A 13851-nucleotide genomic window follows, 5' to 3' on the forward strand; every position below is an offset into this window, starting at 1 on the left:
AATCTTGTGATTATACAGATTACTGAAAGGGAGCGATACATATGAGCTACACATATGCAGGAGGCGCGCGCTTTGAAGGCAAAACCGCTCTAATCACGGGGGCTGGTTCTGGGATTGGAAAGGCAACGGCCATTCAAATGGCCAGAGAAGGAGCGAATGTCGCTCTTTTTGACGTAAGTAATGAGCGCATTTTGGAGACGGAAAGAGAAATTAATGCCATACGTGAAGGATCAGCTCGGGCATTTGACGTGGACATTGCTGATCCGGTGCGTGTGGAAAAAGCAGTTCTGGAAGCGGTTGAATTATTTGGCGGTCTGCATATCATTTTTGCTAATGCCGGGATTAACGGGGTCGTCGGACCGATCGAGGATCTGAGCATTGAGGATTGGCGGCAAACATTGTCCACGAATCTGGATGGTACCTTCCTGACGGTGAAGTATACAATACCACATTTGAAAAAGAACGGTGGCGGCAGCATTATTATTACCAGCTCCATTAATGGAAATCAGCGCTTTACCAGCTTTGGGATGTCAGCCTACAGTACATCGAAGGCGGGTCAAACCGGTTTTGCTAAAATGGCTGCGCTGGAGCTGGCTAAGTTCCGTATTCGTGTCAATGTCATCTATCCTGGGGCCATTTCGACCAATATTGATGAAACCACGGAGAAATCGGAAGGGTTAAAGCAAATTACCATCCCCGTCAAGTTTCCCGAAGGAGGGCAACCGTTGGCAGATGGACCGGGTCAACCCGAGCAGGTAGCTGATTTGGTGACATTTTTGGCCTCAGATCATTCGCGTCACATTACTGGTGCACAAATTGTAATTGATGGGGCAGAGTCGTTATTGTTTTAGAAAATAGAGCATGCTCTGGGACGGAGAAATGTTTTGTGGTATCCTGAGTGTATTGTCTTGGTTACGGTGCGAATGTGAAGCTCACATAAAAACCCCGGGTCCTTCGCACCTCGAAATTTGTCGAAATGGATTCGGATTAGCTTTCTTCGTTAGAAGTCAATAGTCGATTCAAGCTTTTTTGGCATCGTTTTTTTCGAAAATGCATGGAATTGATATCATTAGGGTATGAATTCCTTCATTTTCGCTGTCGCACTCTATATGAGTGCGTGGATTGAAATCAATCGCTCATATTGGATTCTTGCCTTGTCGGGCGTCGCACTCTATATGAGTGCGTGGATTGAAATACGGTACTGGAGCGCAAGCGCATCTACGTTGAACACCGTCGCACTCTATATGAGTGCGTGGATTGAAATTTACCGAGCCCTTCATAGTTCTCTGTCAGGCTCTTTCGTCGCACTCTATATGAGTGCGTGGATTGAAATCTACGCTCAGTGCTGCACTTGAGCAGACCATCACGCCGTCGCACTCTATATGAGTGCGTGGATTGAAATCGTGAGCTCCTGGTCACGCACCTTGCGCTGTGGGGGTCGCACTCTATATGAGTGCGTGGATTGAAATATCTTGGTACTGGATTCACCCAGGCAAGACGTCCATAGTCGCACTCTATATGAGTGCGTGGATTGAAATAATCCCATACGAGTGGGACAAGAAATATGGAAAGTGTCGTCGCACTCTATATGAGTGCGTGGATTGAAATGTTTTCAACTCGTCATAATCCGCGTACTTCTTACGTCGCACTCTATATGAGTGCGTGGATTGAAATGCCATCGCTGCGTTTAGTTGCGTCTGGCTTGGACGTCGCACTCTATATGAGTGCGTGGATTGAAATCACTTCCGATAAGGACATCGCGATCGTCCGTTTGAGTCGCACTCTATATGAGTGCGTGGATTGAAATACTCTTGTATCCCCCTTATGGAGGGCTAAGCCTCCGTCGCACTCTATATGAGTGCGTGGATTGAAATATATCAGACACAAAGGAGTTGGTCGGATGGGACACAGTCGCACTCTATATGAGTGCGTGGATTGAAATAAAAATGACCCTATGTCCCTCGTGATAAAATGCATCTGGTCGCACTCTATATGAGTGCGTGGATTGAAATTGCTAGCTCCAGATTTAATATACGAGTCTCTACTAAGTCGCACTCTATATGAGTGCGTGGATTGAAATTGGACGGACTCATTGATTGATAACAGTAAGAAAGTCGCACTCTATATGAGTGCGTGGATTGAAATAACCCTATACGAAGAAATATTGAAAATAGTGCGGTCGCACTCTATATGAGTGCGTGGATTGAAATGTCTTCGAACCATTGATGGCTTGTCTGCGTGACGGCGTCGCACTCTATATGAGTGCGTGGATTGAAATACTTCGAGACCGACGCGTAAGACTTCGCCCTCCTCGGAGGTCGCACTCTATATGAGTGCGTGGATTGAAATCACTTCGCAATCTCGGTATATACAACGTTGGATGGTCGCACTCTATATGAGTGCGTGGATTGAAATCAGTAAACTGTTCATATGCATACCGGAGTGTTGTTGTCGCACTCTATATGAGTGCGTGGATTGAAATAAAATGCAGTTATCTGCTTTTACCTAGCGAACGAACTGGTCGCACTCTATATGAGTGCGTGGATTGAAATAACGGCGCAGTCGCAAGCGTGCGGAGATACGAAGAGTCGCACTCTATATGAGTGCGTGGATTGAAATGACAGGCTGGCTTGTGTATCCGTCTCACGGTGAGCAGGTCGCACTCTATATGAGTGCGTGGATTGAAATTGTTAATCTCGGTTCCTAGCAACGGGACGGTTACGGTCGCACTCTATATGAGTGCGTGGATTGAAATCTACTAAACGGAAGTGCATAGTGTACTCATTATTGGTCGCACTCTATATGAGTGCGTGGATTGAAATAGATTCCGGTACGCCATAGTCGGAAGACAGATACTGTCGCACTCTATATGAGTGCGTGGATTGAAATCATCAGCCAACGCTATGATCTCGCCTGTATCTTGTCGCACTCTTATGAGTGCGTGGATTGAAATCCTCGTGCGGCCTGTAAAAACCGATATAACGAGGGTCAAGTCGCACTCTATATGAGTGCGTGGATTGAAATGTAATGGTCCCTTAGCGCTTTGTCGTTGAAGTCAGTGTCGCACTCTATATGAGTGAGTGGATTGAAATGCATTACCCTCCCAGTAATCCATCGTAAACACAGTCGCACTTTATATGAGTGCGTGGATTGAAATTCTGACAAATGTTAATTAAGCAATGCCTCACATGTCGTACTCTATACGAGTATGTGGATTGAAGTATCTATAGTGTTCGTAACCTTGCATAACAACTCTCAGCAGACTTTACATGATTGGAGCCAATATAATTTGTGTTATGAACTTTAAGATTATTAGTTTAGTTCTCTCTAAAAATACTATTTCCACATGATTTAAAATAATATTTGTTTACATAACGAGAATAGATCTAATATGATTAGTAAGTAGAAGAGAATCTAGTATTTTAAGCGGAATATAAGTCTCCTTCAATAACCACCTAAAAGTCATAAAATGAATATAGAGCTGTGGATGTGAAACCGTAATCCTTGAATTAAGTAGATAAGAGAGGAAAGGAAGAGAAATTACAACACTAGGACAATTATATTAGCACTATCTATGAATTCACTTAACAACGGGAAATGTCCAAGTGTGGATTCTAGATGCTGTCGCTATTTACCTTAAGGCACGATTATACAGTTTAAGTATTTGCTCATAGGAGGAAAATAGATGAATTTATTATTCATTCCTGGTTTATATTTTTATATCTATCTAGGTATAGGCCTTATCGTGGGATATTGGTTTGTATCTAAGGAATTAACTGAACGTGCACAGGAAATGCAGCAAGAGAACCCAGAGGAAAACGATGAGGAACTGTCAACAGCTAGAGAGGGTCTTTATCAAGCTCTACATGATCTTTATCATTTAATAGGTCAGAAAGGTGTTATTGCTGCGATCTATATTTTATTTATGCTTTTTTGGCTTCCGATGTGGTTAGTCATTACTTGGAAGAGGTTATTCACGAAGAAAACTAAAGGAGATTAAAAAATGCAATATATCGCCCACATACGGGAAAGCGACCAAGAGATTCAAACGGTTGCTGAACATCTATTGGAAACCCGACAAGTAGCTGAAGCCTATGGAGACAAAATAGGTATTCGACATATCACCGGACTCGCTGGCATGCTTCATGACTTGGGGAAGTACACGGAAAAGTTTCAAAATTACATACGTTTGGCGGTACAAAATCCTGACAATCCACCGAAACGAGGAAGTGTAGATCATTCTAGTGCGGGTGGAAAGTTATTATTTAATCTTTTTCACATTCAACCTAAAGGCACATTCGATAAGCAGGATTTATTTATCAAATATGTATTGACCGAAGTTGTAGCAAACGCTATTATTTCACACCATTCTTATTTGCAGGATTTTTTAACCCCACAGCTGGAATCAAGATTTTTGTATCGGGTGCGTGACCTAGAGATAGAAGGGTTTGAAGATGCAGTAGCGTTTTTCTATAAGCAGGTCATGGAGAAATCTACATTTTTTGATTATGTGAATCAAGCAAAGGCTGAGTTGGATCAATATATGAACCGAGATGATGAGGCAGATTTTGAACTCAAATTGATGTATTTATCCAAGTTTGTGTTTAGCGCTTTGATCGATGCAGATCGAACCAATACTCGCTGCTTTGAAGAAAATAAGAACACAGGCGATAAGATCGCAGTTGAAGCAATGAATCACCAAATGTTATTTCATGAGTATTACGAAAAATTAATGATGCACATCAAATCCCTACAAGCAGCCAAGGATGCCAATACACCTATTAATCTACTTCGAAAAGAAATGTCCGAACAATGCGAACAGTTTGCAGAAAGGCCCTCTGGAATACATACGCTCTCGATCCCCACAGGCGGTGGAAAGACGCTCGCCAGCTTTCGTTATGCCTTAAAACATGCTGTAACATTTAAGAAGAAACATATTATTTATGTCGTTCCATTTACGACCATTATTGAACAAAATGCCCGAGAAGTTCGCGAAATAATAGTGGACGATGCGAATATTCTGGAACATCATTCTAATGTGGTCATGGACGATGTAGAAGAGGGAGAGAGTAATGAGCTTGAAGATGTAGTTGTGAGTACGCGCCAAAAATTAAAGCTGGCTAAGGACAATTGGGATTCGCCGATCATTTTCACCACAATGGTGCAATTTTTAAATGTTTTTTATGCTGGCGGCAGTAGAAATATTCGTAGACTTCACAATTTAAGCGAGTCTGTCATTATTTTTGATGAAGTACAAAAAGTTCCTACTCACTGTATTTCATTATTTAATCAAGCAGTGAATTTTTTGAAAACATATGCTCATTCAGGTATTGTTCTCTGCACGGCTACACAACCCGAATTGGATTTTGTACATAACAAGCTAGAGATCGAACCAGATGCAGAAATGGTGCATGACCTGAACCATGTTATAGAAGCGTTTAAGCGGGTTGAAATTGTGGATAAAGCAACGGATATGAAATTTAATACGGAGAAACTTGCCGACTTTGTTGAGGAAAGACTTGCTGATGAACAAAGCGTGCTCGTTATTTTAAATACAAAAACAGTGGTGAAAAACCTATATCACAGATTAAAAGAAGAAAGCGGTACAGTCCCGATCTACCATTTAAGTACATCCATGTGTCCAGCTCATCGCAATTCCATATTGGAGAAAGTTAAAAATCACCTGCAACATAAAGAGCCTGTCGTTTGCATCAGTACACAATTAATTGAAGCGGGAGTGGATATCAGTTTTAAGTGTGTCATTCGGTCCTTGGCTGGTTTGGATTCCATTGCTCAGGCGGCGGGCAGATGTAATCGCCACGGAGAAGATAGAATGAAGCAAGTATATGTCATTGACCATGAAGAAGAAGATCTCAAGCGATTAAAAGAAATCAGAATAGGTAAAGAGATTTCCAGAAAAATGTTCATTGACTTAAAACGTAACAAAACTTGCTTAGGCGGAAACGTATTATCAGCTCAGTCCATGGAAATATATTTTCAAAAATATTATTCCGAGTTAAAGACCGACTTAAATTATTTTATTCCTAAATTGAGAAAAAACATGACTGAACTATTATATGCCAATCGTATAGAAAATACTTATTTTCAATCTTATTGCAAAGAAAATGAGACGATTCTTCCCTTATTCTTAGCGAATAGCTATAGGACTGCAGCGGACCATTTTCAAGTCATTGAGGATCATACTACGGCGGTAATTGTTCCTTATGGGGATGGAGAAAAAGAAGGAAAGGAGATCATCGCGGACCTAAATGGACAGCAAAGCATAGAAGACCTTACCGATTTGTTACGCAGGGCACAACAATTCACTATTAATATATTTAACTATGAGAAAGACCGATTAGATCAAAATAAGGGGTTAGTTTCTTTTTTGGATGGAAAAATATATGCACTAACCGATGGAGCTTATGATGACAGTTATGGACTTAATCTTGAAAATGACAGTCTGCATAGTAGATTTATCCTTTAAAAACACTTTAATTGGGTCTAGGGACTTATATTCTACATTGACTGACCCTGCCAAAAGTAATATTCTGGTACTGGGTTTAGAAAAAATAGTCATAGAAAGGAGGTAAATGCTAGTTGAGAAATGCGATCGAATTTAAAGTTTATGGAGATTATGCACTGTTCACAGATCCACTAACCAAACTTGGTGGTGAGAAATTAACTTATAGTGTCCCAACATATCAGGCGTTAAAAGGTATTGTCGAAAGTATTTATTGGAAGCCTACGATTATGATGGTAATAGACAAAGTTCGTGTTCTTCATGCTATTCGGATGGAATCCAAAGGCGTTCGCCCCATCGAATATGGCGGTGGTAATACCCTTGCTAATTATACTTACTTGAAAGATCCCTGTTATGAGGTTCAGGCTCATTTTGTATTTAATCCGCATCGTCCCGAGATGGAATATGACCGTAATGAGAATAAGCATCATAACATTCTCAAGCGATCATTACTTGCTGGTGGACGTAGAGATATTTTTCTAGGTACACGAGAATGTCAAGCTTATGTAGAGCCTTGTGAATTTGGTATAGAAGCAGGTTTCTACGATAATTATGGTGACATTCATTTAGGCAATATGGTACATGGGATTAACTATCCAGATGAGACAGGCAGGGATCAAATGGAAGTCCGTTTGTGGAATCCAGTAATGAAGGACGGAGTCATTGATTTTATTCGGCCGGAAGAATGCACACAAGTTCGCACAATAGCGAATATGCAACCTAAACGGTTTAATGAAAATAACGTTCAATCCGCTGATGAGCTGCTTGCGCAATGGGAAGGGTGGGAAATTAAATGAGCTGGTTGTTAAATTTATATGAAACGTATGAATCTAATCTTGACCATGTTGGTGTGATTGAGAAGAAACATAATGATCGTGAATATACATTGTTGCCTATTTCCCACACGACCCAAAATGCGCAGATCGAAGTCGAAGTTACAGAACAAGGTGATTTTCATTCAGCCAGGATATTGGATAAAAATGAGTTTAGTACATTGATTCCTTCTACTGAAAAATCCGCCAGTAGAGCCGGCTCTGTCATATCGCCTTATCCGCTGCATGATAAATTAAGCTATGTTGCCGGAGATTTTGTAGCATATGGTGGAAAAATAAAAAAAGAAGAGCCATTTTCTGCTTATATTCAGCAGTTAGAAGGCTGGGCTACTTCAGATTATGCAACTTCTAAGGTGAAAAGCATATATCGTTACTTAAGCAAGCGCCGCCTGATTAAAGACTTAGTAGACGAGTCGATTTTATATCTTGATGCGAATCAGAAATTAATAAGTACATGGGACAAGAAGTACGAACCTATACATGGGGAAAAACCACCTATATTTACAGCGGTTCCTGGTGAACAAGAGAGCGTATTCATTCGTTTTAATGTGTACTCTCCAGATAAAGTTTTAGCTAAAGTTTGGGAAGATAAAGAAATGTATGATTCATTTGTTGGTTACTATAGCCAGTTGCTGGGAGAAGAAGACATTTGCTATGTTACTGGAAAGCAGCTCCCTAGCACAGATAAGCATGCCAATAAAATCAGAAATTCCGGGGATAAGGCGAAGTTGATTTCCGCCAATGATACGAGTGGATTCACGTTCAGAGGACGATTTGCCCACAGTCATGAAGCTGCAAGTATCAGTTATGAAGTATCTCAAAAGGCTCATAATGCCTTAAAATGGCTCATTAACCGTCAAGGTAAAGTCATGGAGCAACGTGTTTTTCTAGTGTGGGGAAATGATGAACCGAGTATTCTGAATTTTACCGAAAATGATAATATCTTTGCAATGGGCTTGCCATCCAAGGCTAAAGAAATAAAAAGTCATACAAACGAAGAGTTTGCTTTTGAATTAGCCAAAGCGTTAACGGGTTATGCCAATACACTAGCTGTCAAATCTAGTTCCAAAGCAAAAGTCAATATTCTTGTACTTGACTCAGCAACAACAGGACGGATGGCTGTGAACTATTATCGGAATTTGGATAAAAAATTGTATTTTGAAAAGCTTATTCACTGGCATTCCACCTGTGTATGGCTTCATCGCTATCAGAAGGATGAGCAAGGTGAATATTTACAATTTTGGGGTGCTCCAGCAACGAAAGATATTGCTTTCGCAGCATACGGTTCAAAGGCTAATGATAAACTCGTTAAGGGTTTGATGGAACGAATGCTCCCCTGTATAGTAGATGGTCAAAACATTCCTCAGGATATTGTGAGGAGTGCTATTAACCGCGCCTCTAGCCCGGTATCCATGGACAAGTGGGAATGGGAGAAAACACTGAGCGTGACATGTGCTTTGGTTAACCAACGGGAGGGATACAATGTGGCATTAGATAAAGATAATATGGATCGTAGTTATTTATTTGGCAGATTGTTGGCGATAGCAGATGTGATGGAACGAAGCGCATTAGACAAGGATGAGAAGCGATCTACGAATGCAATCCGATATATGAATGCATTCTCACAACATCCAGAAAGAACCTGGAGGACCATTCAGAATGCCTTGCAGCCACATCAGGCCAGACTTGGTAAACGCTTAAGCTATTATTCCAATATGATTGATGAAGTGCTTCACAAAATCCCCTTCAACGAATTCAACAATAAACCATTGACCGGGAAATACTTGTTAGGACTCAGTAGCCAACGCTATGAAATCTACCATAATAATCTTAAAAAAGATCTTGAGGGTAATAACGACAACAAAGAGAACAACACCTTAGACATGAATGAACAGCAATAATCCTAAGTAACTTTAAAAATATGTGGGTACATTAAAGGAGAGTAATCATATGTCCGTGTTGGATCACAAAATTGATTTCGCAGTTGTATTGTCGGTTACTAGAGCAAATCCCAATGGCGATCCCCTGAATGGTAATCGTCCGCGGCAAAATTATGATGGTTATGGTGAGATTTCAGATGTGGCTCTGAAACGGAAATTGAGAAATCGTCTGCAAGACATGGGAGAGTCTATTTTTGTTCAATCGAATGATCGTAATTCGGATGCTTTTAATAGTTTAAGAGAACGTGCAGATGCCAATCCTGAATTGGAAAAATTCTTCAAGGGCAAGGAAGGCTCAAGTGATGAATTTGCTAAAATTGCCTGTCAGGAATGGATAGATGTTCGTAGCTTCGGTCAAGTATTTGCGTTCAAGGCGGCGAGTAAGGGAGCAGGAGTGTCCGTTGGGGTAAGAGGGCCTGTATCTATACATACGGCAACCAGTATAGATCCTATTGATATTACAAGTATGCAAATTACAAAAAGTGTAAACTCCGAACCAGGGAAAGAAAGAGGTTCCGATACGATGGGGATGAAGCATCGGGTGGATTTCGGCGTGTACCTTTTCAAAGGAAGCATCAATACACAACTAGCTGAAAAAACAGGGTTTACCAACGAAGATGCTGGAAAGATCAAGGATGCGCTGATTTCGTTATTTGAGAATGATGTCTCATCCGCTCGTCCTGACGGTAGTATGGAGGTTCATAAAGTCTATTGGTGGGAGCACAATTCCAAACTCGGAAAATACTCATCTGCTAAAGTACACCGATCTTTGGAAGTGAAACCGAAAGAAAATGTAAGTGTAATCGACAAATCGTTTGATACACATTATGAATGTATATTAACACCGCTCGAAGGCTTAGAGGTCCAAGAGTATGCAGGTCTATAACGAAGAAGATTATTTGCTGCTGTCCGGTTTACAGCATTTTAATTTTTGTAGAAGACAGTGGGCGCTTATTCACATTGAGCAGCAATGGGAAGAAAACGTGCGGACGATTGAGGGCAATCATTTGCACAGGAAAGCCGATCAGCCCATGATTCGTGAAAAAAGAGGGGATAAGCTCATCGTACGCGCGTTACCTATACATTCCAGAGAGCTTGGAATTACGGGAATCTGCGACGTGGTAGAGTTCATATGTGATCCCCTTGGTGTTCCGCTTGCAGGAGAGGAAGGTACCTACCTTCCTTTTCCTGTTGAATACAAGCGTGGCAAACCAAAACGAAATGACTCGGATCATGCACAATTGGTCGCACAAGTGATGTGTCTTGAAGAAATGCTCGTGTGTGAGATTTCAAAAGGCTACTTTTATTACGATGAGATCAAACACCGTGTAGAGGTCATCATCACGGCGGCTGACCGAGAGCGTGTGCGTAGAAGCTTGCAGGAAATGCGGCATTATTTTGAGCGAAATCATACACCTAAAGCCAAAGCGGGACCACACTGCCTGAGCTGCTCACTACATAACATATGTGTTCCCGAAATATTGAATAAAAAATCAGTTTCAAGCTTTATTGAAAGCAGGATAGCTGAATGAAAAAACTACTAAACACATTATTTGTGACCATGCCAGATACGTACTTGTCACTAGATGGGGAAAATATCGTGATCAAACAAGAAGAGTCCATTCTTGCACGGTATCCTTTGCACAATTTGGAGGCGGTTTGCACTTTTGGCTATTCAGGGGCCAGTCCAGGCCTCATGGGAGCTTGTGCAACACGCAATATAGACCTAACCTTTATGACACGAAGCGGACGCTTCTTGGCGAGAGTTACCGGGGAAAGCCGGGGAAATGTGGTACTGAGAAAAGAACAGTACCGGATTTCCGATGATGATAGAAGAAGTGCTCTTGTAGCCAGAAATATGATTATAGGCAAAATATATAACCATAAATGGATTTTGGAACGGGCAACGAGGGATTATCCACTTCGTATTGATACGGAACGCATGAAGAAGGTGACCGCTTCTTTGACAAAGATCATGAAGCAAGTCCGAGAAGTGGAGGAACTGGACATTTTACGCGGTTTGGAGGGGACGGCGGCAGTTCAGTACAATTCCGTGTGGGATGATTTGATCCTGCAGCAAAAAAATGATTTTTATTTCCATGGACGCCATAAGCGCCCGCCGCTAGATAATGTGAATGCCCTATTATCTTTTTCCTATACACTGTTATCCAACGATATGAAATCCGCACTGGAAGCTGTCGGTCTGGATGCTTATGTAGGTTTTCTGCATAGAGATCGTCCAGGGCGAGCCTCATTGGCACTGGATGTGATGGAAGAGCTTCGAGGAGTATATGCCGACCGTTTTGTCCTTACATTGATTAACAAAAAATTGATTCATGGGAAAGGATTTTACAAAAAAGAAAACGGGGCTGTGATGATGGACGATGATACGAGGAAAATCGTATTGAAGGCATGGCAAGAACGAAAACAGGAAAAAATGATTCATCCTTATTTGAATGAGAAAATGTCTTGGGGACTGGTGCCCTATTCACAGGCTTTGCTCTTGGCTAGATATATTCGGGGAGATCTGGACGAGTACCCTCCATTTTTGTGGAAGTAGGTGTGAACACTTGCTCATTTTGATCACGTATGATGTAAGTACAGTAGACAGAGAAGGTAGAAAAAGACTGGCAAAGGTTGCGAAAAAGTGCGTAGATCACGGACAAAGGGTGCAAAATTCTGTGTTTGAATGTATTTTGGACTCGACCCAGTTCCGCAGCTTAAAGTATGAACTCGAAGAATTAATAGACCCAAAAGAAGACAGCTTGCGCTTCTACAACTTAGGAGATAACTACAAGAAGAAAGTAGAGCATATAGGGGCAAAGGAAGCTTACGATATGGAAAGCCCACTAATTTTATAAGGTGCGAATGTGAAGCTCACATAAAAACCCCGGGTCCTTCGCACCTCGAAATTTGTCGAAAAGCATTAGAATGCTGTCTATGAGAAAAAGTCAATAGTTGATACAAGCCTTTTTGGCATCAGTTTTTGCGACAATGTGTGGAATTGATATCATTAGGGTATGAATTACTGCATTTTCGCTGTCGCACTCTGTATGGAGTGCGTGGATTGAAATTGTAAGGCTCGTAACGTCTGTAAGTCTCTCGCAGAGTCGCACTCTGTATGGAGTGCGTGGATTGAAATATCTATTGTTACGCTTGATATGCACACACTTATCGTCGCACTCTGTATGGAGTGCGTGGATTGAAATCTGAACGTTATGATCCTGCAATACATACGTCTTTGCGTCGCACTCTGTATGGAGTGCGTGGATTGAAATGCATCACAAAAAAAGAGCGCCCTATATGAGGCACTCGTCGCACTCTGTATGGAGTGCGTGGATTGAAATCTCCAGGTGCAGCTATCGGTAAAGGTACCGCTAAGCGTCGCACTCTGTATGGAGTACGTGGATTGAAATCTCAAGGTGTGCTGGAGGTTATCGGTAAGTACGGTCGCACTCTGTATGGAGTGCGTGGATTGAAATATTTTCCGAGCCACTAAGCAAGATTGGGACGAAACGTCGCACTCTGTATGGAGTGCGTGGATTGAAATATGAGAATATTAACGAGCTTAGAGCCCGGGCCAGGTCGCACTCTGTATGGAGTGCGTGGATTGAAATATTATCTTTATAAGTTGATGTTCGATGGAAAGGGAGTCGCACTCTGTATGGAGTGCGTGGATTGAAATTGTAAACCCCAGCTTGGGGGATATAAGTCAGTCGAGGTCGCACTCTGTATGGAGTGCGTGGATTGAAATTTTTTTCGACTTTATCCATTTACATATATCCTCCGTCGCACTCTGTATGGAGTGCGTGGATTGAAATAGAAGTACACAACAAAGAACGGCGGAAATATGTGGGTCGCACTCTGTATGGAGTGCGTGGATTGAAATTCTTGATCTGGTTCGGGGTAGCTTGGGGAGTCATTGTCGCACTCTATATGAGTGCGTGGATTGAAATTTCACAAGTACCGCTCCCATCGAAATGAATAGAAGACACGTTGCGGAATTGAATCGCACAAGGGTTCTGACCAGGCTGTTATTGTTTCCGTTGATTGACTGGTTCCTTGCCGTCTGCACGTGCCATAAAGCCCCGGAATAACTCGGGAAGTGCCTCTGGATATTGCTGAATTACAGGAGCTCTGCTGCGATCTGTTTGAGCACTGGCGGTGTTGGGATGAGTTGGCCGTCACCTTTGTTGCCCTTGATGTAGGCTTTATCCTCGTAGGCATAATATACATCGCCTTGGCCCTCAACGACCGGGTAGCCGCTCTCATCATCAGTTAAAGATGTTAGCACGTGATTGCCATGTTGTGCGGCGTGCTCCTCATCATGCAAGCGCAGGATGCCGTCCTTACTTAAAAATGCGAAACGTGGTTGTGTAGTAGACACAATCATGTCCTCCTGAAATGATTTTTTTGAGAAATCAAAAAGGCCGACACATTGGCCGACCTGATTCACCGAGGCTGAAAAGCTGCGATGTGTTCCTTATTTGATTTTCAATGATACAAATTTACCATATGAAAAGTCGAGTGTTGGGCCACTTCAAGGACCAAATTT

At 41.9% G+C, this 13851-nt stretch carries 10 protein-coding genes and 2 CRISPR repeat arrays; of the genes, 9 read left to right on the top strand and 1 reads right to left on the bottom strand.

Features of this window, described 5'->3' with window-relative positions; all coding sequences use genetic code 11:
- The first annotated feature begins 41 nt into the window (after positions 1-41).
- The 9 genes from NSQ58_RS24170 (at position 42) to cas2 (ending at position 12157) form a co-directional block, all read left to right on the top strand.
- Positions 42-851, top strand: coding sequence for an SDR family oxidoreductase (locus tag NSQ58_RS24170; RefSeq protein ID WP_023988269.1), 810 nt, complete (start codon positions 42-44; stop codon positions 849-851).
- A gap of 246 nt (positions 852-1097) precedes the next feature.
- Positions 1098-2890: direct repeats of the CRISPR family, unit length 32 nt; unit sequence GTCGCACTCTATATGAGTGCGTGGATTGAAAT.
- A gap of 795 nt (positions 2891-3685) precedes the next feature.
- Positions 3686-4000, top strand: coding sequence for a hypothetical protein (locus NSQ58_RS24175; RefSeq protein WP_071558841.1), 315 nt, complete (start codon positions 3686-3688; stop codon positions 3998-4000).
- A 3-nt stretch (positions 4001-4003) separates the two neighbouring features.
- Positions 4004-6487, top strand: coding sequence for a CRISPR-associated helicase/endonuclease Cas3 (locus NSQ58_RS24180; RefSeq protein ID WP_071558840.1), 2484 nt, complete (start codon positions 4004-4006; stop codon positions 6485-6487).
- A gap of 113 nt (positions 6488-6600) precedes the next feature.
- Entirely contained in the window at positions 6601-7320 is a 720-nt protein-coding gene (gene cas5c / locus NSQ58_RS24185; RefSeq protein WP_023988272.1) for a type I-C CRISPR-associated protein Cas5c, read from the top strand.
- Positions 7317-9257, top strand: a complete 1941-nt coding sequence (gene cas8c, locus NSQ58_RS24190; RefSeq protein WP_341058323.1) for a type I-C CRISPR-associated protein Cas8c/Csd1 — start codon at positions 7317-7319, stop codon at positions 9255-9257. The genes cas5c and cas8c overlap by 4 nt, the downstream gene beginning before the upstream one ends.
- A gap of 49 nt (positions 9258-9306) precedes the next feature.
- The gene (cas7c, locus tag NSQ58_RS24195; protein WP_340958262.1) at positions 9307-10182 is read left to right on the top strand and encodes a type I-C CRISPR-associated protein Cas7/Csd2; all 876 of its coding nucleotides are present in this window, start codon (positions 9307-9309) and stop codon (positions 10180-10182) included.
- Complete coding sequence (gene cas4 / locus NSQ58_RS24200; protein ID WP_023988275.1) at positions 10169-10828, top strand: CRISPR-associated protein Cas4; 660 nt, start codon at positions 10169-10171, stop codon at positions 10826-10828. The genes cas7c and cas4 overlap by 14 nt, the downstream gene beginning before the upstream one ends.
- Positions 10825-11856 carry a type I-C CRISPR-associated endonuclease Cas1c gene (gene cas1c / locus NSQ58_RS24205; protein WP_028542681.1) on the top strand — a complete coding sequence of 344 codons (1032 nt, stop codon included), beginning with the start codon at positions 10825-10827 and terminating at the stop codon, positions 11854-11856. Before cas4 ends, cas1c begins: the two co-directional genes overlap by 4 nt.
- Positions 11857-11866: 10 nt before the next feature.
- A complete protein-coding gene (gene cas2 / locus NSQ58_RS24210; protein ID WP_023988276.1) occupies positions 11867-12157 on the top strand; it encodes a CRISPR-associated endonuclease Cas2 in 291 nt (96 codons plus the stop codon).
- Positions 12158-12337: 180 nt separating this feature from the next.
- A CRISPR array of direct repeats spans positions 12338-13185; the repeat unit is 33 nt; unit sequence GTCGCACTCTGTATGGAGTGCGTGGATTGAAAT.
- Between the two features lie 237 nt (positions 13186-13422).
- On the opposite strand, the gene NSQ58_RS24215 is transcribed toward cas2, so the two are convergent.
- Entirely contained in the window at positions 13423-13689 is a 267-nt protein-coding gene (locus NSQ58_RS24215; RefSeq protein ID WP_034095017.1) for a hypothetical protein, read from the bottom strand.
- Positions 13690-13851 lie beyond the last annotated feature (162 nt).

The organism is Paenibacillus sp. FSL M7-0134, assembly GCF_038007865.1.
GTDB classification, from domain to species: domain Bacteria; phylum Bacillota; class Bacilli; order Paenibacillales; family Paenibacillaceae; genus Paenibacillus; species Paenibacillus polymyxa_B.

Bases quoted from the DNA above. Each gene is read 5' to 3' on its own strand.
- cas1c (WP_028542681.1), top strand. From the start codon at position 10,825: ATGAAAAAACTACTAAACACATTATTTGTGACCATGCCAGATACGTAC.
- NSQ58_RS24170 (WP_023988269.1), top strand. From the start codon at position 42: ATGAGCTACACATATGCAGGAGGCGCGCGCTTTGAAGGCAAAACCGCT.
- NSQ58_RS24180 (WP_071558840.1), top strand. From the start codon at position 4,004: ATGCAATATATCGCCCACATACGGGAAAGCGACCAAGAGATTCAAACG.
- cas8c (WP_341058323.1), top strand. From the start codon at position 7,317: ATGAGCTGGTTGTTAAATTTATATGAAACGTATGAATCTAATCTTGAC.
- cas7c (WP_340958262.1), top strand. From the start codon at position 9,307: ATGTCCGTGTTGGATCACAAAATTGATTTCGCAGTTGTATTGTCGGTT.
- NSQ58_RS24215 (WP_034095017.1), bottom strand. From the start codon at position 13,689: ATGATTGTGTCTACTACACAACCACGTTTCGCATTTTTAAGTAAGGAC.
- cas4 (WP_023988275.1), top strand. From the start codon at position 10,169: ATGCAGGTCTATAACGAAGAAGATTATTTGCTGCTGTCCGGTTTACAG.
- NSQ58_RS24175 (WP_071558841.1), top strand. From the start codon at position 3,686: ATGAATTTATTATTCATTCCTGGTTTATATTTTTATATCTATCTAGGT.